This window comes from Pseudoalteromonas sp. XI10 (genome assembly GCF_001469895.1).
Lineage (GTDB): Bacteria > Pseudomonadota > Gammaproteobacteria > Enterobacterales > Alteromonadaceae > Pseudoalteromonas.
Genome location: NZ_LOPY01000021.1, coordinates 141045 through 159529 on the forward strand (window position 1 = coordinate 141045; position 18485 = coordinate 159529).

Below are 18485 nucleotides of genomic sequence, written 5' to 3' on the forward strand. Positions count from 1 at the left end.
CTCATAGGCCTATTTCATCATGTATTTAATTTCAGAGTTAGCAGCAAAACTGGGTTTGTCGCGCACGGCTGTGTTGTATTACGAGAAGCTTAAAATCATTCAAGGGCGCCGGCTTGCAAATGGTTATCGGTATTACAGCGAGGCTGATTTACAACGCTTGGTTTTGATCCAGCAGTTACAAAGCGCGGGGTTAACCTTAAAAGAATGTCAGAGCTGTTTAGATGTAGAGCTAGATAAAGCTATTTTGCAACAGCGCTTAGCACAACTTGAAGATGAAATTACCGCTAAGTTACAAGCCAAAGATTTGTTACTGAGTTTGCTTGGTGAACGCTCTCAAAAACACTTACATGATGAGCTGAATAAGCGTGCGCCAAGTGCGCATTTAAATTGGTTGTTAAAGCAAGGGTACACTGAAAAAGAGGCATTGCGGCTTCGTTGGTTATCAAAAGATATGAGTGACCATAAAAGCTACATGCACGATTTCATGACTGTGTTTGAGCCATTAGAACGATGGGGGCCTGGTAGTGAAGAAGCCACATTAAAAGCCATTGCTGCTGTTCCTAACAATGCCAAACAAATTTTAGAAATTGGCTGTGGTAAAGGCTCATCTACATTATTAATAGCCAAGCAAACTGATGCCAATATCACGGCTTTAGATAATGAGTCATCGGCACTTGCTTATTTACAGGAGCGACTGCACAAAGAGCAATTGGCTGAGCGTGTGTCTTTGACTTGCGCATCGATGACAGCACTGCCTTTTAAAGCAAATTCATTCGATGTTATTTGGGCTGAAGGGTGCGTGTATGTCATGGGGATGCAAAGCGCACTATCAAGCTGGAAACCGTTTCTTCGCCGTGATGGGGTAATTGTGGTCAGTGATTTAGTTTGGCTTAACAGTCAGCCTGAAATGGCGGCTAAAGAGTACTGGCAAGCAAATTACCCTGATATGCAATCAATCGAAAGCCGCGTTGCTTTATTTGATGAGCTTGGTTATGAGCTTATAGAGCAGTTTTCGCTGGATCAGCAAGCTTGGCAAAATTATTGGCAGCCACTTAAGGCGCGCCTTGCTGAGTTAGCGCCATCGATAAGTGAGTCTCAAGCAGTAAAAGACATACAAACAGAGATTGCCCTTTACGAAAATGAGACTGGGCAAAACTTTACTTATCACTATTTTATTTTAAAACTTAAGGAGTCTAAGTGAATTTTTCAATTTACGAACAGAGCCAAAAAAACGAGATTATTGCGCTTTACTTGGCAACATTTAGTGCATCAGAGTCAAAACAAGAAGGCGAGCAAGTTGCCCGTTTAGTCACTGACTTTTTAGCTGAGCCATATCCATCAACTGATTTATATGTGTTTGTCGCGACAGATGAGCAACGTATCGTGGGCGCTATTGTGCTGTCGCGTTTACAGTTTGCGCACGCTTAAGAGGTGTTTTTACTCTCGCCTGTTGCAGTGGCAACGGATTGTCAGAGGCAAGGTATAGGACAAAAGCTGATCCAATTTGGCTGCGATAAGTTAGCTGAACAAAATGTCAGCCTAGTGATGACCTATGGTGATATCAACTTTTATGGAAAAGTCGGGTTTTCCGTTGTGAGTGAAGAAATTATTCAAGCACCTCATAACTTATCTTACCCAAAAGGTTGGCTTGCTAAACCGGTTTTAGATGATGAAATTTTGCCAATTACTGGTAAGCCAAGTTGCCTAAAACCACTCGATAATCCACAGCTTTGGTAAACACTATGCAAACACCATCACTGATAGAATTAGGCATGCGACCTTTTTTTCAACAACAGTTGAGTTTAAATGAGCTGGAAAACGGCCATTTAGGGCGTGTTGTTGAGCATCACAAAACAGAGGTCGTATTGCTTGGCGAGCAGGGCACGGTGCGATTTGCTTTAACACCGAGTCTTGAACAAATTTGCGTAGGTGATTGGGTGGTATTTGATGATTCGCGTATTTTACGGGTACTAGAAAGGGCTTCAATCATTAAGCGCAAGGCTGCAGGCTCTAAACATGAGTTTCAATTAATCGCGGCGAATATTGATACCGTGTTTATTGTAACATCGCTTAATGATGACTTTAGTTTAAATCGGATAGAGCGATATTTAGCCTTGGTTAAAAATGCCCATATTGAGCCTGTAGTGGTGTTAACCAAAGCTGATACTTGCCCAGACGTTGAAAAGTACTGCAAGCAAGTGCAAAACCTCGACTCTCTTTTGAGTGTTATTGCTATTAATGCGTTAAAAGAAGAGGGCTGTGACTTACTTACACCTTATTGTCGAAAGGGACAAACGCTCGCATTTATGGGGTCATCCGGAGTGGGTAAATCGACCATTGTTAATGCACTACTTGGCTCTGATGAATTAAAAACAGCGGGTATTCGTGAACAAGATAGCAAAGGCCGCCATACAACAACTTTTAGATCGATTAAAAGGTTGCCTAGTGGTGCGTTACTGATGGACACACCGGGTATGCGAGAATTGCAATTAAGTGATTCAAAGCAAGGTATTGAACGTGCATTTGAAGATGTTGAGCTACTCGCAAGTAGCTGTCGATTTAAAGATTGCCAACACCAAACAGAGCCGGGCTGCGCTGTTATTAAAGCAATTGAAATGGGCTCATTATCAACAAGACGCTTAGAAAATTACCGTAAGTTGTTAGCTGAAAATGAGCACAACAATGCCACCATGGCTGAAAAGCGCGCCAAACAGCGCGCGTTTTCAATAATGGTTAATACTGTTCAAAAGCAAAATAGAACAATTAAAAAGACTCAAGAGTGACCGCTAGTTGGTTGTTGCTAAGCGTGTTTTTGCAACGAAAATAATGAGCCAAATAGCAACAACGGTTTCTAGCCAAATTAATACATGCATTGCGGTTGTCATAACGTTATCGCTATCAACCGCATAATGCAGTACCGATAACATGTTCATCGCAGCATAAAGATAGAGCAGCCACATGGCGTGTTTAATGCGTTGCTTAGCTAAACAGAGTAGCGCATATAAGCCAACAAAAGTCATGATAAACCAAAAGTAGTCGACCACGTTTGCTGCAAGCCAATCAGGTTCAGGATAGTGCTCAAAATACATAATATTGTGCACATAATGCAAAATACTGGCGATAAAGTTCGCGAGTACAATAAAGAGTAAACGAGCGTGTTGTTTAAATAGCACTGCTTTGTTTTGCATTATGAGTCTCATTTAACGCGGTTAATATGTCATGCCAAATTGCTTGATTATGTTTTCTGAAATAGCCAAAGTGGCCTACTTTTTTAGCGGGTAATTGTGCAGATTGATAACGCTTAAAAGCAATTGGGTGTTTGCTGGTTACATTGCGCCAAAAGTTATGCACGTTTTGCTCGGTACAGATTTCATCGTCGTCAGCGGTAAAGACATAGGTAGGAATATCAAAGTTTTTATAGGTACCTTCGGCAATCGATTTACCGTAAAACTTATTCGAGAAAAACAACTGCTTTTCTCTACACCACGCCGACCATTCACGCGTAAAGCCAACGGGTAAGTCTTCCATAAAATTCATTTTTTTAGCGGGCACGTATTTAAATAATGCCCCCGTAATCGGTGAAAATAAACGAAAGAAGAAGTTAGCTTTAATACGGTAACCGGTTGGCATATAACCAAAGTATCCGGCAGAAACAGCAACAGCAACAAGGGCATCAAGCTTTTGGTAATTGGCAGCTAAACCTATTTGCTGACCGCCAGCACTATGACCAACGCAATAAAGTGGCAGAGTCGGATTGATGCTTTTAGCTTTATCAATCATGGCAGGCATATCAAAGCGGCCAATATCTGAATATTGATAACTACAACCTTTTAAATGGCTTGTTTTCGATTCGCAAAAGCCCCGGTAATTCCAAACAACCACATCGAAACCTTGACTGACTAAAAACTCTGCAAACGGTAAATAGTAGGTGGTTTTTGTTGCTGTACCTGGGTTTAATAGCACAGTTGCTTTAGGGTTGTTGGCCGCAAAGTGAGTGCCATTTAAAGTGACGTTATCGGCTGTTTTAACACTAATCGATGTATTCATTTTTTTATCAGTATTGATAGAAGAATGCGTTGAGCATAAACTGTGGAGCTTACTCTACAGTCAAGCGTATTTTTATGAAAACCAAGCAAGTCACGCAATTAACCGGCCTCACCAAAGACACCATTCGTTTTTATGAAAAAGAGCAGTTGATCCCGCCACCTTCAAGAGATGTGAATGGCTATCGTATTTATAGTGAGAAAACAGTTGAGCAGCTCAACATGATCACAATGGCTAAAAACCTAGGTTTCACTTTAAAAGAGATTAAAGATCTCACGCAGTTACTTGGCAAAAACAACTTAACTCAGCAAGCTATGGCCGCCAAATTGATTGAAAAAAGTAAAGAAATAGACGCCAAAATCACTGAGCTGACGAACATAAAAGCCTTAATCGACCATGCTTTAAAAGGCATGTGTGAGTATAAAGATAAGTTAAGCTAAACACGTTTTGGCTTTAAGTTTTACGCTAAGAGGAGCAACTTGTGGCTGACAATGTCAGCTCATCAGGTTGTTTCTTTTTTGTATGCCTAGAAAATCAGTCATCTTCAGGCTTGAAAAGCTCTTCGAGCATTGGCTGTGGGTTGTTTAGAAACGCCTTTGTAATTTGATAATGCTCAGTATCCTCATAATTTATTTGTTCAATACCTTGTACTCCCACTTGGTAGATCCTCGCACCTGGGTATGCCATTAAAATCGGTGAGTGTGTGGCAATAATAAACTGAGAGTTCTGTTCAATTAGTTGAAACATGCGACTTAAAACAGCCAACTGCCTAGAAGGAGAGAGTGCGGCCTCAGGCTCATCTAAAATGTAAAGCCCATTACCGGAAAAGCGGTTTACCATAAGCGCTAAAAAAGATTCGCCATGTGATTGGTGATGAAGGGATGTACCACCATAGGCATCTATCAGCTTAGGTTCTCCAGAAAATCCTGAATCTAAGTCATCAATATTTGATGCAACGTTATAAAAGCTTTCAGCTCGCAAGAAAAAACCATCTTTGTATCTCTTAAACGATTTTGAGAGTAGCAAGAATTTATGAAGCTCTGAATGCGAGTGCTGAGTTTGAAAGTTAAAGTTTTTAGAACCACCTTCGGCGTTAAAACCTAAGGCGATGGCAATTGCTTCTAAAAGAGTCGATTTCCCAGAACCATTTTCACCTACAAATATTGTGACATGTTTTGAAAAGTCTATTTCAAAGAGCTGATTAACAGCAGGAATAGAGAATGGATATGTATCAAAAGAGAAAACGTGCTCTCGTTTGAGTGTCACCTTTTGTAGATACGGTAATGCTTCCATACACAATATTCCTAATAAAGACCAAAATTAGTAAAAAACTGACAGAAATGCTCTGCTTATTTTAAAACCTAACTTATAGGAGTTAGGTAAATACAATCAAAACTCTATGAAAACCAAACTTTAAAAGCAATATTAGTAAACTTTACTAACTTGCTACAAACTCATTTTTTAGCCATGCGATCAATTGTTGAATGCTGGTATGTTTTAATTTGTCAGCTTTGCAGGCATAGAAAAATGACTGCTGCGGATGGATTACTGCACTGCCTAGCTGCACTAATTCGCCATGTTGGAGCTTTTCTAAAACAAATTGCTTATGGGTAACCAGTAAGCCTAGCTCTCTTGTGACAGCTTGCAATGCTTGAGCTGTGGTTTCAAAAGAGCGGTTTTTTTGTGCTTTAGGGCAGGCAATGTGGTTATGCTCTGCCCAAATCTGCCAGTTATTGTTTCTGCGGGCATTGAGTACCTGGATGGCGGGAAAGCGGTTTAATAGTTCATTGATGTTATATGTAGATTCTGAATTTAATAATGACGGGCTGCAAACTAAAACAAGTTCATCATCTGCTAATTTCTCACAGTGGTACTTTTGCCAGTTTTGCGGATTGCCCTGAAAAATAGCCATGTCGATGTTGCGCCTTTCGAGGTCAACATCACCAACAAAGTTTGATAAGCGGATATCTAACTCAGCATAGCAGTTTTGTAGCTTATCAACCCGTGGTATCCACCAATGTAATGCCAAAGAATTCACCATGTTGAGTGAAATTGAATGATGATCTTTGTCTTTATTTTTAACTTCTTCGCTTGCCGAAATGATGGCCTGAACTGCGGGCGAAACGCGCTGATAATAAAGTTTCCCAGCATCATTTAAATACACTTGTCTGCCAACCCTATCGAACAGTTTTATCTCAAGCTGTTGTTCAAGAGACTTGATAGCTTGGCTGATAGCAGAGTGACTAACGTGAATTGCATCTGCGGCTTTAACCATGCTGCCATTCTCTGCAACGGCAATGAAACTGTATAGGGATTTGAGCGGGATATTGTGTTTCATATGTTAGTTTTTCTTACATATTAATGCGATTTTATTCGCTTTTTTATAATTTCAGCAGAGCGTATCGTGAGCGTCATCTACTCGCTTTATAAACAATGTAAATGAATATTAGTCACCGCTCTAGTGCCTTAATGCTGTTATCTACCCTCACTCTAGCACTGAATGGACTGGTTACCCAGCTGTTAACCCCCATGCTGCCAATTATTTTACTGTTATTTTTAAGGTTGCTCTTACCTGGTTGTTTAATGTTAGCAACAGCGCGAGCACGGTTTTGGCATTATGTTAGTTTTTCTGCATTAAAAAATGTGATGCTACGCGCTGTTTTTATCACCTTGTGCCAAGGTTTTTTTATTTTGGCGCTGTACAAACTAACGTTAATTGAGGCGATTGTATTGTTTAGCACTGGGCCTTTGTTTATCCCATTGCTTGAAAGTGTGGTGTATAAGCGAGAAATCGACTTGTTTGTCGTACCGACTTTGTTGTTAATGATGATAGGGCTGATCATTCAAAGTATGACCGACCAAGGGATTACGTTACGTTGGGAGCTATTAATTGGTCTGGCGGCTGGCTTTTTTAATGCTTGTTCGCAATTGTGTTTATTTCAAATTAGTAAAGAGAAAACCCCGGTTCTGGTTGCCAATGGTTTTTGCTTTTTAATTGCAGCACTATTCAGTACGCTATTTTTCATTCTGCCGCTGTTCTTTGGTGGGCTAAATGCTGAGTTCGCAGCAGGCAGCTGGGTGGTTGAGAGTGCTTGGTTATTATTAGGTTTATTAGTGCTATTAGCGGTATTTAGTAGTGCTACGCAATACTTTAGAAGCTCAGCATATAAACTAGTTGCTACCGGCTCTGAACTAGCGCCGCTCATTTATACGTCAGTGGTGTTTTCATACCTTCTACAGTTAACCATTCTAGATAACCCTGTTAATGGGCAACAATTGTTAGGGATTAGTTTTATTGTTATTGCTTGCTTAATGCAAACGAAGCGAAACCGCAGTTAAGTTTCGCTTTCATCTTTGTTTTCTTGTAACTTACTTAGCAACAAAAATGATAAGTAGGTTGTTATGTCTGGGTATGCTTTTATTAGGCAAAGAATAAAGCCATTTCTAATTGTGGTTTTGGTTTTGCTGTTCGTTATGTATATATTTTCTCCACGAGAAGCTGCGATCTTTGCAACCAATTCAGAATCTTCAAATGATATAAAAACTACGCAGCAAGTTGTGGCACAAGTAAGCATACCTGCCACAAAGCCTGACACGAGTTTGTTTGCTGATGCATCAGCTGAGCAAGGGAGTGAAGTTAATGACAGCCGTGAACTTATTATCAAAAACACGCCAAATTGGCATTTTGATGGTGTGTTTATTGATCATTTTACAGAGCTAAAGCAACGCGCTGAGCAAGGTGATGCTGAGGCTAACTACCTCATCGCGCAAAACCTTAAGTATTGTTTTAATGCGCCTTTAGATGAACAGGCCCTTGAAGAAAAATTGGCTGAAATCTATGAGTTTAGTGATGCTGGCGATATACAAAGCCGTGTTTTAGATAAACATGAGTATTGCCAAGGATTAGATTTAGCAACGCGGCGTTCTTTTTACAGCTATTTGGCAGAGGCTGCAGAAAATGGCTCGGCTTATGCGCAGCAAACGTTTGCTGGGCTAACTCCCGAATTTTATATGAAGTCACAATTTCCTGATAAGTTGTCACGTGCAGAGTTCATCAAAAGTCGCGATAATTTTAAAGAGCGTAAAACCGCATTTTTAGAGCAAGCAGCGAAGCAGGGCAGTGAACAAGCGCTGATGAGTTTAGCGAGCATGTATTATAGCGAACAAGTTGGTGAGCATAGTGCAGCAAAAGCCTACGCTTTAAATCGACTCATTATGGAAATCACGCAAAATAACGATGTGTATAATCGTTATGCGTGGTTTGAGCAAAGACAATACCCGACACTTTCAGATGAAGAGCTGAGTATCGCGAACAATTTATTTGAGCAATGGCTGTTGCAAATAAAGCAAAATGGAACGCTATACCCAAAGAATTAATAACCCAAAGCAAGGATGGCAATGATGTTTGAACCAAACTATACAAGTTACACTCTTGAAGAGTTGTTAGATTGCAAAGCGAATATAGACGCACAAGCATGGCCTGACCGCTTAAAAGACATCGAAAATGCGTTGAGTGTTTATGCCAGCCAATCTGCTGAGCACGCAAAACAGTACAAACAAGCAGTTTTTAATGCATATTGTGAGACGTTACGCGACGACCTAACCATCAGTATCGACGATAATATTCTTTGGTTTTTAAGACCGTTTTCTAAGCAAGCTAAAGATATTACCCCCAGTACGTTTGCTGGCGAAGTTTGCCCACTTTGCAAAGGTAATCTTAGCGCAACCACATGGGCTGCTGGCTGGCAGTTGAGCTGCGAACATTGTGAAGTAACAGGGATTGTTGTTGAAAAGTTTGGCTATTAAAAAAGTTAGCTTATTGAAATTGCTGCGTAATTATTCACAGCAATATATAACAATTTTATAATGCTATCAGGCTTTTTTAACAAACTTAGCGGTTACCATCATTTCACCAACGCCATCAACTTTACAGTCTAATTCGTGGTCTTTCTTATCTAACACGCGGCGGATCACAGCTTTGGTGCCAATTTTAATTACTTGTGAGCTGCCTTTAATTTTTAAATCTTTCGCAACAGTCACTTTGTCGCCATCAGCCAGTAAAGTGCCGTTAGCATCTTTCACATTGATCACATCATCGGTATCAACCGCATTAGGATCCCACTCATGAGCGCATTCTGGGCATACTAAATTGTGTTGATCTTCATACACGTATTCAGAGTTACATTGTGGGCAAGGAGGAAAAGACATAAATGGCACCATGGTTGATTTTAAAAGGGTATTTTAATGGCTAAGAGTAAACTATGCGAGCCCCAAGTTGAACAAGAGATCGCATCGTTTATTTAGTTATCCATCATGCTATCAGTAAAAATTTGATAGCCATTACGACCCAGCTCTTTTGCTTTATACATCGCTTTGTCGGCTTGTTTTTGCAAAGTTTCAGCTGATATATCATGCATCGGGTCATAAAATGAAATACCAATACTTGCTGATACGCAAAGCATGTCGTCTTGGTATTTTACTGGATTTAAAATTTCAGTGTTTAATCGTTCAATTAAGGTTAAACAAGCTTCTTGCTCTGTGAGATTGCCAATCACAGCAACAAACTCATCACCGCCAATTCGTGCTAGGGTGTCTTGTTTACGAAGTATTGTGCTCATGCGAGCGGCTAAGGTCACTAAAAGGTGATCGCCAGCTTGATGACCATAAGTGTCGTTAACCGGTTTAAATTTATCTAGGTCTATGAATACGCAAGCAACTAAGTTGTTGTTGCGTTTTGCCAATTCAATTGCCTGGGCTAATCTATCGGCAAGTAACATACGATTGGGTAACCCAGTCAAGGTATCGAAAAATGCTGCTTTTTCTAAATGTTGGCGCTGTTTGGCTTGCTGTGTTACATCAGAAAATACCGAAACATAGTTACGAACTTGTGCACTTTCGTCTTTTACGGCTGTGATTGTGAGTGACTCAGCGAAGAACTCGCCGTCTTTTCTGCGGTTCCAAATTTCTCCTTGCCAATAGCCTTTATCATCTAGTTGTTGCCACATAGACTCATAAAACTCATTTGGCTGGGTGTTAGAACTTAATATATTTGGGTTTTGACCTAGTAACTCATCTTTTTTATAGCCTGTGATATCAGCAACGGCTTGGTTAATTCGAACGATGGCAGCATCTTCATCAGTAATAATAATACCTTCGCGCAGGTTTTCGATTATCTTGTCAGCAAGGTTTAACTCCCAGCTGTTTTTTAAAAGTTTGGTTGCTTGATGCTTTACTTCATCTTCTAGTGAGCGCACGGCGAGTTTTACAGCAAAATAAATAAGTATTTCTAGCAAGAGAAAACCAATAATTCCGTAAGCAATGTTGTACGTCATGGATTCGTTGAAGGCATTTATTTGCTCATCAATATTGCGCCAAAGCACGATGTTACCAATATCAGGCTGACTTGGATCTTTGTGCCCAAGATAATCGCGTACAGGAATATAGGTAATCGCATAATGCTTACCGGCTATTTCACTTTGCTTTACAGTTGTTTGGTTATATACAGTTTCGTTGGTTATTGAGGTAATAAAGTCGGTTGCATTATCTCTGGAAATAGCTTCTAAATAGCAGTTACATTGATTCAGTTTGCTGCCAAAACGTTTTGCTTTGGCATCTTCCCAAAGTAAGTTATCGATATGTTCAGCTGTAAATAATACCGCAATACCTAAATCAAACTCATTGTCGAGCGTATCGAGCAGTGAATCAAATGAGGTGCCGACTTCTAATGAGCCTACATGAATACGCTGTTGATTAATTTTATCGGTGAAGTAGACGGGTACTACACCGCGGATACCGGAGTAAATACGACCCGTTTCTAATCCTGAAAGAGCGTGTTTATCGCGGTTAGCATCAACAATAATATGTCGAATATCATGCATGGTGTCGCCATATTTTTTATCATTGTGCACTCGTAAAAAGCTGGTAGAGCCAGGCCCTAGATGAAAATGCAGCTGGCGGGCTGAAAAGCTATTTTGTACTTCTTGCCAAGCAGGTGCGACTTTATTGAATAGCTGTTTGCGAATTGCGGCGGCACGCTCTCTTCCTTTGCCTCCACCCTCTTGTTCAATAGCTTGCTTACCTTGATAAAAGAGTTCTGCGACTTCAGGATCGTTTGCTACAAAGGTCGCAATGGCAAGCATGGTTTCTTGTTCTTGCGACATTAATAATTGATAACTTGATTCGAGGTTTTCGCCTTGGTTTATTAGATTTTTGTTGAGCGTTTCTTTTTCTAGCGTGTAGTTAAGCAAAATGTAGCAAATATCGATGATTAAAATCGCAACACTTAATGCTAAAAACACTTTGCTTTTAAAGGTTAACTTCATTGGCTTATTGCTTTGTTAGTCTTTTATTGTTTTGAAGTACTATTTTACTTTTCAGTGGTTTCGAGCGTTTTGGTAATAGAGAATATTCCTCTTAGATCACCAAGCCGATAGCCTGTGGCTAAATCATTTGGGTAATGTTCGCTAAGCGCTTGCTTTACTTCTGGCGCAATTGTTTGGCCATGACAATTGAGGCAAACTGGCGCGACTTTTATCGCTTTAGCAAAGCGAAATTGACCATCTTTATTGGTTGAAAAAGTCACATTGTCGATGCTCTCTGTATTTCTGATCATATCGAGTAGCTGGGCGATTTTTTCAGCTTCCCAGTCATCAGGTTGATTATTTGGATTACGGTTTTTAGTACTTTTACGCGCTACCGTCCAACCATCAGTTGATAAGCTCTCGGCAATGGCCGGAGCTTGCATTTTACACACGTTAATTCCTTCAACTAAACCGCCTTGTTTTATTGCGGCGCCCAAAGCTGATTTGAGGGTCGTGGCAAATTCAGTTGCTCGCTCCGCTGCTTGAGTTTCTAGAGTCGCTGATTTTGTTTCAGCATAAATACTAGGTGAAAGTAACACAGTAAAAATCAAAATTGTTCTGAAGGAAAGCATAGTAAAACCTTACATTAGATATATCTAATATAGTAGTTTGTTTTTACTTTACATGCCAATTTAGATTCTTTGCACAAAGCCTGCTGGAGTGTTGTTGCTAAATTGGTTAAGGTGAAGAAAATATCTTGAGAACAAAAAAATGAAAAAACTAATTTATATCGCCGCTTTGTTATTCTCTGCCCTGACATTTGCAGGCACCGCTCCATACAGTGGAGAGATAAGTCGTGATGATTTACTTAAAGACTACTCTGCGTTTAATGAAGAATACGATGAATACTCACCGAGCGAAGAAGAGTTAAGCACTATAAAAGCACTGCAAGGTAAGCAGGTTTTGGTGTTCTTGGGCACTTGGTGTCATGACTCAAAACGTGAAGTGCCTCGATTTTTAAAGCTTCTCGATACTGCAAAGGTGCAGTTAGGTTCACTTAAACTAGTGGCCGTTGGCTACGACAAGCTAGACCCTGCAGGGTTAGCAAAACAGCACGACTTAATGTATACGCCAACCATTATTGTCCTTGATGGCGAAAAAGAGCTTTCCCGTATGATCGAAAAGCCAAAACAAAGCTTGGCAGTGGATCTTACGCAACCGGGTCAAACGCTATAAAATCATCAATAGATAAGGGCATTGATATTAAGTAACCTTGAATATAATCAATGCCTTTATCACTCACCAACTGCCATTGCTCTGAGCTTTCGACCCCTTCTGCGGTAATCGTTAAATCTAGTTGGTGAGCTAAATCGCTCATCGTTTGTAAAAATAAACCATCTCGTGGGTTATCAACGCAGTTACAAATAAAGGCACGGTCAATCTTAACGTTATCTAGCGGAAACTGCTGAATCGACGACAGTGATGAATACCCCGTTCCAAAGTCATCAAGTGATAAATTAAAACCTGCTAATTTAAGTTCATGCATTAGGTTTATGGCGTACTGGGTATTTTGAAATAGGGCGGATTCGGTGATCTCAAGATTAATTTTTTGATTAGCCGGAAACAGCTTAGCTTTTTCTTTACTAAGTCGTTTAACTAAATGCACATCAGAGAACTGCTTACGCGATAGGTTTATCGACACTTTGATACGAATGCTGTTATCGACCATGCGGTGGCAATCTTCAGCAACCTTAGCAACAATCCAACGAGATAATAAATTAATGAGCTCTGATTGCTCAGCGATGGCAATAAACTCAACAGGTGACACAAAGCCTCGAACAGGGTGCTGCCAACGTACAAGCGCTTCACAGCCAATCAGTGTGCCATCTAGAGTGTTTACAATTGGCTGATACACCATACTTAGCTGCTCGTTGGCGGCAAGCGCATGGCGTAGATCACTTTCGAGGTTACTTTGTGCGATAAGCTTATCTTTTAAAGATTGGCTATAAACTGTGAACGGTTTTTGTGTGCGAGGGCATTCATTCATCGCAATGAGGGCTGTGTTGATTTGCTCAGCCGCATCGATGTTTTGTAAGTGTGGATAGCCCGCGCCAATGTATAAATGGTAAAAATGAGCGCTACCAGCGGTTTCAATAATACCCCCGACCTGATGCTGTAATTTGTCTAATAGAGCGGCAAGCTTTTCATCAAAAATGGCTTCTTTTAGTAATATTAAAAAACAGCCAGGTTTTATATGAGCGCAAAACGCTTGATGTAAGTCAGAAAACTCAATTAGCCGGTTAGCTATCGTTGTTTGTAGTTCATTTAAGTAATCTTGACCGTAAATATCTTCTAATTGGCGATAGCCTTTGATCTCGGCACACAACAAAGTAAGGCCGCTACTGTACTGGTCTTCAGGGCATAAACTAGCGATATATTTTTCGCTGTAATGGCGATTGGCAAGGCCAGTGACCGAGTCAAAATGTGCTTGCTGGTAAAGCTCATGTTGGCGTTGTTTTTCAGCACTTATGTCTTTAATCGTACCAACCAAGGTGTTGGTTTTAGGGTTCCATTCAGCGTGCTCATGAAACCAGCGTTTTTCTCCGTTGAGTTTAATCGTGTACTCAATTTCAGTTGGGCTACTAGGCTTAGTATGAATAAAATTTAAAAACGAATTTTTATAAAAGCTATCGATTTTTTTACAGACATCAGTAATTGATTGCGCTTTGCTTTGTTCTTTGAATAGCGATTTAGCTTGTGATGATAATTGCCTAATGCTTTTATCAGGCGACAGATGCCAACTACCTACGCCACTGAGTGACTGAGCTTGTTTTAATTCAAGTGCCTGTTCAGACAGCTCTAAGGTTTGCTTTTGCACAAGCTTTTCGAGGTTTTGCTCATGCTCACGTAACCGACAAGTAATCGTAATCAAATAGCAGCTAACCGATGAAAGTAACAGAGCTATGAGTAGTAATACTAAAAATTCAACATGCGTCCGATAAGCAAACTCGTCTTTAATACCCACAACCCATTGCTGATTTTCAACATCGAGATTGTAGGTCGACCAGTGGCTTGGCTCAAAACTGTGGTTATTTAAAAGCGGCACGTAGTTATTCGTTGTTTTTTGCCAAACCTCATAGAGGTGAGAGGAGGAGGTGCTCTCAGGGCTCAAATTTGCAATAAATTCTGGAAAGCGCAGCACCGCGATTGCAAACCCCCAAAACTCATTTTGATCAAAAATTGGTAATCGAGCGACTAATCCTTGACCACCTTGAGCCAACTCTTTAGGTCCATCGATTCGCATTTTTTGAGTATCAATGGCTGTTTGTAAAGACTCTTGAATACTTTGCATCTTGAATAAATCGACACCAATCACACTCTCGTGACTGGTTAGCGGGTAGCTGTATTGAATTACCCCTTTTGGTGCGAGTTGAATAGTTTGGCTACCATCACTATGAGTTAATATCTCAGTGGCGAGGGTTTCGAATTCAGTTTGCGTATATGCAAAGTCACGCATTGCGGCGCGAACAAGGTAGGGGCCAAGGAGTGCGTTATCGAGAGCTTTTTCAAGTTTATTGCTGTAACTGTTAAGTGCTGCACTTAGCTCAATCTCATGCATTTCTTGTCTATCGTAAAACACTTTTAGTGCGATCGCCGAAAACAAGCAGAAACTGAGAAAAAAAGAAGTAAATAACAACGAAAAATATGTAATATTACGCAATGGCGTCCCTGAATTGAGTGGGTATTTAAGTACTAAGCTCGTTTTTAAAAATACTAGTTTAGGGTTAACTGATTGTCTAGCGAAGAGCTAGAATTTTAGTTGAATTTTTAGCAAGTTAAAAAAATAATTGTACCTAAATACAATGAATTGCAAGCACAAGTAAGATTAAACACTATGTACCAAGCCGTTATAAAAGCGATAGATGCAGCGAATGCTGTCGATCCAAATCGTGTAAAACAAGATGATCAAGAGCTAGCAAAAGAGTCACTATACGCAATGCGTATGACCGACATGCTAAACCGCTTTAATCCACAAGCCGATGAGTTGATGCGCATTGCTGCGCGAGGCCAACATATTGAGCGTTGGCGCTCTCCTCGCAGTGATTTTCCTATGGGTAAACAAGGTTATTATCAATGGCGTACGGCTTTATATGATTTTCATGCCGAGCGTGTAACAGCCCTTATGAAAACGGCGGGTTACGCGCCGGAAGAATGTGAGCGTGTATACGCAGCCGTTGCTAAAAAGAACATAAAACGAAACCCCGATAGCCAATTGATTGAAGACATTGCAAGCCTTGTTTTTATTGAACATTACATGCTTGATTTTGCAAGTAGTAAGCCTGATTATGATGAACAAAAATGGTTGGGTATTATTCGTAAAACCTGGCAAAAAATGTCAAATGAAGCACATGACTTTGTATTAGCTGGTAACATCAGCTTACCTGAGCCGCTTAAACCGTTAATAACAAAAGCGCTAAATTAATTATAAAACAAGGATGGTCTATGTTTTGCCCGCGTACTAAAACAGCCCTTGAAGCAGTGAGCATTGGCGACGTTAACGTGTATTTATCAAAAAGCGGTGGCGTATTTTTTGATAATCGACAAATTTTTCACTTTAGCGATCCGAATTTAAAACCCGCACAAGTGCTGGTGGCTCATTTACAAACTCTGCCAACAGAATGTGTTGATTTAGCAAAGCGGATTAATTGCCCGAATTGCCCTGATGTAGTGATGATGCGACGCTTTTTCACGCCACTAAAAGTGGTTGAAATAGACGAATGTCCAAACTGTGCTGCTATTTGGCTTGATCATGGTGAGCTTGAAAAGATCCATGAAAATCATTTAACGCCAAAAGAACGTGAAATGCTGCGTATTGATATGGCCAATAATCATGGTTTTATTCAAGTTAAAATCCCAAAAAAGCGCTACTCAGTTCATGCTGAAAAGCCTGAGTCTAATGCAACGTCATCATTAGAAAAACTAGCAGAACTTGCGTATTTATCGATTTTGAATGACTGAAAATAAGAAGCCTGTACCAAGTAAGATACAGGCTTTATTAGTTATTAAGCGTTAAAGCTTAACCAGCATTTTTCCTTTATTTTTACCTTCGAACAGGCCAAGAAATGCATCTACGGCATTTTCGATGCCATGGTATACCGTTTCTTCAGATTTAATTTTACCTTCGCCGATCCACGCGCCCATTTGTTCAATAAACTTAGGGAACTGATCAAAGTAATCAATCACGATAAAGCCTTGCATGGTGAGCTTTTTCGAGTTGATATAAAAGAGGTTGCTTGGCCCTGGCTGTGCAGTGTCGTTATTGTAACCTGAGATCATGCCACATACAGGAATACGGCCGTAATCGTTCATTACATTGAGCGCTGCTTCAAGGTGATCGCCACCTACGTTTTCAAAGTACACATCAATGCCTTGTGGTGCAGCTTGTTCAAGAGCTTCTGTTAGGTTTGCTACCGTTTTGTAGTTAATTACGGCATCAACACCCAACTCTTTAACCATTTGTGCTTTTTCGTCAGAGCCAACCGAAGCAATCACTTTACAGCCTTTTAGCTTAGCAATTTGGCAAACAACGCTACCTACAGCGCCTGATGCAGCTGAAACAAACACGGTATCGGTTTCTTTTAGGCTAATTACCTTTGTTAAACCTGCCCATGCAGTTAGCCCAGTCATGCCCATAGTACTTAAAAATAGTTGGTCTGGTAGTGGCACGTTAGGTAGTAACGTTAAGTCGCTGCCATCACTAATGTGCATGGTACGCCAGCCGCTAATATGGCTTACTTTGCTCCCTACAGGAAAATCATCATTGCGTGATTCAATCACTTCGCCGATAGCACCGGCTTCCATCACTTCGTTTAAGTTAAATGGCGCGATATATGATTTACGATCAATCATGCGCGGGCGCATGTAAGGGTCAACTGACATCCAGGTATTTTTAATTAACACTTCGCCGTCGTTCAAATCAGGAAGTGTTACGTCAACCTGCGCAAAATTAGCCTGTGTTGGTACACCCGTTGGGCGTGAAACTAAATGAATTTGTTGACTTGTCGCCATATAAACCTCGGATCTGCTAGATTAGAATCAATTAATGAGTTGCACAAAACATTTGTGCGCAAACTATTTGCGATCAATTTAATGATCTTTACTATAAAAGGCAATAGATCGTCGGAAAATAATTTGCGCGCAAACTAAATTAAGGCAATAATACGGCTGTATCTCAGTTTAGGGTAGCAGCATGAGCAACAACTTATCAGACAATGTATGTTTCACTTTATACAGTGCAACAAATGCGTTGATCAGAGCGTTTCGACCAATCCTCGAAGCTTATGACTTAACCTATCCGCAATATATTGTGATGCATTCGCTTTGGTATAATAACCAAGTGAGTTTAAAAGCGCTTTCTCATGACACGCATCTCGACTCTGGCACCTTAACACCGATAGTTAAACGCCTAGAAACAAAAGGTTTATTGACTCGTCAGGTATCAAATGAAGATGAGCGTAAAAAAGTAATTTCGTTAACAGAGCAGGGCATGCAACTTAAAATTGATGCTGAAGAATTAACGGCTAAGTTAATGGCGCGCTCAAATATGAGTTCGGAGCGAATTGAGTTATTACGCGAGTTAACCCTTGAGCTGCATACTGACCTAACAAAAACGGACCTTACAAAAGGCTAATCTTCTAATAAACACACTAAAGTGCCTTCAATAGCGCGAACATACGCATAATGCTGGGCGTCTTTTTTAGTTGGCGGGCACAATGGCTCAGCACCAGCAAGTACAGCTTTATCGTAACTTTCGACTAAATTATGGCAACTGAATCTTAGCTCAAAACCAAGTGCAGGCTGCTTAGGATGGGCACGAATATAGCCTTGCTTGAAGTATGATTGCGCATGCGGGTGGGTTGCAAAAGCAAGCTTAACAGACCCAGTAACAAGTTCACCGTACTCGGCATCGTCACTGATATGGTTGGTATTTAAACCAAATGCTTGATAGTAAAAGTCGAGTACTTCTTCTACGTTATCGACGTAAATAACCTGACTTAAAAATGCCATTTATGCTGCTCTATTTATTGTTCATTTATTAAATAAAGCATAGTTTTAGCAATAAAAAAACCTTGTAAGTTA

The 18485-nt window shown here is 40.4% G+C and carries 22 protein-coding genes; 12 read left to right on the forward strand and 10 right to left on the reverse strand.

The genetic code is table 11. The features are described from left to right. Positions 1-19: 19 nt before the first annotated feature. From AUR67_RS05710 to rsgA, 4 genes are read left to right on the forward strand one after another with little or no spacing between them, the layout of a single operon-like run. Complete coding sequence (locus AUR67_RS05710; RefSeq protein WP_058584505.1) at positions 20-1201, forward strand: MerR family transcriptional regulator; 1182 nt, start codon at positions 20-22, stop codon at positions 1199-1201. Next, a complete protein-coding gene (locus tag AUR67_RS21260; RefSeq protein WP_201024575.1) occupies positions 1198-1428 on the forward strand; it encodes a hypothetical protein in 231 nt (76 codons plus the stop codon). The genes AUR67_RS05710 and AUR67_RS21260 overlap by 4 nt, the downstream gene beginning before the upstream one ends. 3 nt (positions 1429-1431) lie before the next feature. Further along, complete coding sequence (locus AUR67_RS21265) at positions 1432-1737, forward strand: GNAT family N-acetyltransferase (protein WP_201024576.1); 306 nt, start codon at positions 1432-1434, stop codon at positions 1735-1737. A gap of 35 nt (positions 1738-1772) precedes the next feature. Then, positions 1773-2783: a ribosome small subunit-dependent GTPase A gene (rsgA, locus tag AUR67_RS05720; protein WP_235591796.1), complete on the forward strand. Its 1011-nt coding sequence runs from the start codon at positions 1773-1775 to the stop codon at positions 2781-2783. A 3-nt stretch (positions 2784-2786) separates the two neighbouring features. On the opposite strand, the gene AUR67_RS05725 is transcribed toward rsgA, so the two are convergent. Both AUR67_RS05725 and AUR67_RS05730 read right to left on the reverse strand, forming a co-directional pair. Next, the gene (locus AUR67_RS05725) at positions 2787-3188 is read right to left on the reverse strand and encodes a hypothetical protein (protein WP_058584507.1); all 402 of its coding nucleotides are present in this window, start codon (positions 3186-3188) and stop codon (positions 2787-2789) included. After that, the gene (locus AUR67_RS05730) at positions 3163-4047 is read right to left on the reverse strand and encodes an alpha/beta fold hydrolase (RefSeq protein WP_058584508.1); all 885 of its coding nucleotides are present in this window, start codon (positions 4045-4047) and stop codon (positions 3163-3165) included. Before AUR67_RS05730 ends, AUR67_RS05725 begins: the two co-directional genes overlap by 26 nt. Before the next feature lie 74 nt (positions 4048-4121). Between AUR67_RS05730 and AUR67_RS05735 the strand changes: the two genes are divergently transcribed. After that, positions 4122-4484, forward strand: a complete 363-nt coding sequence (locus AUR67_RS05735) for a MerR family transcriptional regulator (RefSeq protein ID WP_058584509.1) — start codon at positions 4122-4124, stop codon at positions 4482-4484. Positions 4485-4578: 94 nt separating this feature from the next. Here AUR67_RS05735 and AUR67_RS05740 read toward each other — a convergent pair whose 3' ends face one another. Beyond that, positions 4579-5337 (reverse strand): AAA family ATPase, encoded by a 759-nt coding sequence (locus AUR67_RS05740; protein WP_058584510.1) that lies wholly within the window; start codon positions 5335-5337, stop codon positions 4579-4581. 145 nt (positions 5338-5482) lie between these two features. Beyond that, positions 5483-6382: a LysR family transcriptional regulator gene (locus AUR67_RS05745; protein WP_058584511.1), complete on the reverse strand. Its 900-nt coding sequence runs from the start codon at positions 6380-6382 to the stop codon at positions 5483-5485. A 101-nt stretch (positions 6383-6483) separates the two neighbouring features. Between AUR67_RS05745 and AUR67_RS05750 the strand changes: the two genes are divergently transcribed. The 3 genes from AUR67_RS05750 to AUR67_RS05760 all read left to right on the forward strand — a co-directional run bounded on the left by AUR67_RS05750 (position 6484) and on the right by AUR67_RS05760 (position 8850). Further along, complete coding sequence (locus AUR67_RS05750) at positions 6484-7383, forward strand: hypothetical protein (RefSeq protein ID WP_058584512.1); 900 nt, start codon at positions 6484-6486, stop codon at positions 7381-7383. Positions 7384-7518: 135 nt separating this feature from the next. Continuing rightward, positions 7519-8421, forward strand: coding sequence for a hypothetical protein (locus tag AUR67_RS05755; RefSeq protein WP_058584513.1), 903 nt, complete (start codon positions 7519-7521; stop codon positions 8419-8421). A gap of 21 nt (positions 8422-8442) precedes the next feature. Then, on the forward strand, positions 8443-8850 hold the full coding sequence (locus tag AUR67_RS05760) for a hypothetical protein (protein ID WP_152996493.1): 408 nt from the start codon (positions 8443-8445) through the stop codon (positions 8848-8850). Between the two features lie 66 nt (positions 8851-8916). Here AUR67_RS05760 and AUR67_RS05765 read toward each other — a convergent pair whose 3' ends face one another. The 3 genes from AUR67_RS05765 to AUR67_RS05775 form a co-directional block, all read right to left on the reverse strand. Next, positions 8917-9252 carry a zinc ribbon domain-containing protein YjdM gene (locus AUR67_RS05765; RefSeq protein ID WP_058584515.1) on the reverse strand — a complete coding sequence of 112 codons (336 nt, stop codon included), beginning with the start codon at positions 9250-9252 and terminating at the stop codon, positions 8917-8919. 92 nt (positions 9253-9344) lie between these two features. Continuing rightward, positions 9345-11366, reverse strand: coding sequence for a diguanylate cyclase domain-containing protein (locus tag AUR67_RS05770; protein WP_058584516.1), 2022 nt, complete (start codon positions 11364-11366; stop codon positions 9345-9347). A gap of 44 nt (positions 11367-11410) precedes the next feature. After that, a complete protein-coding gene (locus tag AUR67_RS05775; RefSeq protein ID WP_058584517.1) occupies positions 11411-11977 on the reverse strand; it encodes a DUF3365 domain-containing protein in 567 nt (188 codons plus the stop codon). A 139-nt stretch (positions 11978-12116) separates the two neighbouring features. On the opposite strand from AUR67_RS05775, the gene AUR67_RS05780 reads away from it, so the two are divergent. After that, positions 12117-12581, forward strand: a complete 465-nt coding sequence (locus AUR67_RS05780; protein ID WP_058584518.1) for a TlpA family protein disulfide reductase — start codon at positions 12117-12119, stop codon at positions 12579-12581. Here the strand turns inward: AUR67_RS05780 and AUR67_RS05785 are convergent. Next, complete coding sequence (locus tag AUR67_RS05785) at positions 12556-14985, reverse strand: EAL domain-containing protein (RefSeq protein ID WP_152996494.1); 2430 nt, start codon at positions 14983-14985, stop codon at positions 12556-12558. The genes AUR67_RS05780 and AUR67_RS05785 overlap by 26 nt on opposite strands. Before the next feature lie 255 nt (positions 14986-15240). Between AUR67_RS05785 and AUR67_RS05790 the strand changes: the two genes are divergently transcribed. Together AUR67_RS05790 and AUR67_RS05795 are read left to right on the forward strand one after the other, a co-directional pair. Then, entirely contained in the window at positions 15241-15828 is a 588-nt protein-coding gene (locus AUR67_RS05790; protein ID WP_058584520.1) for a DUF4202 domain-containing protein, read from the forward strand. Positions 15829-15848: 20 nt separating this feature from the next. Next, complete coding sequence (locus AUR67_RS05795) at positions 15849-16364, forward strand: zf-TFIIB domain-containing protein (protein WP_058584521.1); 516 nt, start codon at positions 15849-15851, stop codon at positions 16362-16364. Between the two features lie 51 nt (positions 16365-16415). On the opposite strand, the gene AUR67_RS05800 is transcribed toward AUR67_RS05795, so the two are convergent. Further along, a complete protein-coding gene (locus AUR67_RS05800) occupies positions 16416-17414 on the reverse strand; it encodes an NADP-dependent oxidoreductase (RefSeq protein ID WP_058584522.1) in 999 nt (332 codons plus the stop codon). 181 nt (positions 17415-17595) lie between these two features. Between AUR67_RS05800 and AUR67_RS05805 the strand changes: the two genes are divergently transcribed. Next, a complete protein-coding gene (locus tag AUR67_RS05805) occupies positions 17596-18036 on the forward strand; it encodes a MarR family winged helix-turn-helix transcriptional regulator (protein WP_058584523.1) in 441 nt (146 codons plus the stop codon). Here AUR67_RS05805 and AUR67_RS05810 read toward each other — a convergent pair. Continuing rightward, positions 18033-18413: a VOC family protein gene (locus tag AUR67_RS05810; protein WP_058584524.1), complete on the reverse strand. Its 381-nt coding sequence runs from the start codon at positions 18411-18413 to the stop codon at positions 18033-18035. The two genes, AUR67_RS05805 and AUR67_RS05810, sit on opposite strands and share 4 nt — an antisense overlap. Between the last annotated feature and the right edge of the window lie 72 nt (positions 18414-18485).

Excerpts from the sequence above, each read along its gene's own strand:
- AUR67_RS05710 (WP_058584505.1), top strand. The coding sequence starts at position 20 with ATGTATTTAATTTCAGAGTTAGCAGCAAAACTGGGTTTGTCGCGCACG.
- rsgA (WP_235591796.1), top strand. The coding sequence starts at position 1,773 with ATGCGACCTTTTTTTCAACAACAGTTGAGTTTAAATGAGCTGGAAAAC.
- AUR67_RS05725 (WP_058584507.1), bottom strand. The coding sequence starts at position 3,188 with ATGCAAAACAAAGCAGTGCTATTTAAACAACACGCTCGTTTACTCTTT.
- AUR67_RS05730 (WP_058584508.1), bottom strand. The coding sequence starts at position 4,047 with ATGAATACATCGATTAGTGTTAAAACAGCCGATAACGTCACTTTAAAT.
- AUR67_RS05735 (WP_058584509.1), top strand. The coding sequence starts at position 4,122 with ATGAAAACCAAGCAAGTCACGCAATTAACCGGCCTCACCAAAGACACC.
- AUR67_RS05740 (WP_058584510.1), bottom strand. The coding sequence starts at position 5,337 with ATGGAAGCATTACCGTATCTACAAAAGGTGACACTCAAACGAGAGCAC.
- AUR67_RS05745 (WP_058584511.1), bottom strand. The coding sequence starts at position 6,382 with ATGAAACACAATATCCCGCTCAAATCCCTATACAGTTTCATTGCCGTT.
- AUR67_RS05750 (WP_058584512.1), top strand. The coding sequence starts at position 6,484 with ATGAATATTAGTCACCGCTCTAGTGCCTTAATGCTGTTATCTACCCTC.
- AUR67_RS05755 (WP_058584513.1), top strand. The coding sequence starts at position 7,519 with ATGTATATATTTTCTCCACGAGAAGCTGCGATCTTTGCAACCAATTCA.
- AUR67_RS05760 (WP_152996493.1), top strand. The coding sequence starts at position 8,443 with ATGATGTTTGAACCAAACTATACAAGTTACACTCTTGAAGAGTTGTTA.
- AUR67_RS05765 (WP_058584515.1), bottom strand. The coding sequence starts at position 9,252 with ATGTCTTTTCCTCCTTGCCCACAATGTAACTCTGAATACGTGTATGAA.
- AUR67_RS05770 (WP_058584516.1), bottom strand. The coding sequence starts at position 11,366 with ATGAAGTTAACCTTTAAAAGCAAAGTGTTTTTAGCATTAAGTGTTGCG.
- AUR67_RS05775 (WP_058584517.1), bottom strand. The coding sequence starts at position 11,977 with ATGCTTTCCTTCAGAACAATTTTGATTTTTACTGTGTTACTTTCACCT.
- AUR67_RS05780 (WP_058584518.1), top strand. The coding sequence starts at position 12,117 with ATGAAAAAACTAATTTATATCGCCGCTTTGTTATTCTCTGCCCTGACA.
- AUR67_RS05790 (WP_058584520.1), top strand. The coding sequence starts at position 15,241 with ATGTACCAAGCCGTTATAAAAGCGATAGATGCAGCGAATGCTGTCGAT.
- AUR67_RS05795 (WP_058584521.1), top strand. The coding sequence starts at position 15,849 with ATGTTTTGCCCGCGTACTAAAACAGCCCTTGAAGCAGTGAGCATTGGC.
- AUR67_RS05800 (WP_058584522.1), bottom strand. The coding sequence starts at position 17,414 with ATGGCGACAAGTCAACAAATTCATTTAGTTTCACGCCCAACGGGTGTA.
- AUR67_RS05805 (WP_058584523.1), top strand. The coding sequence starts at position 17,596 with ATGAGCAACAACTTATCAGACAATGTATGTTTCACTTTATACAGTGCA.
- AUR67_RS05810 (WP_058584524.1), bottom strand. The coding sequence starts at position 18,413 with ATGGCATTTTTAAGTCAGGTTATTTACGTCGATAACGTAGAAGAAGTA.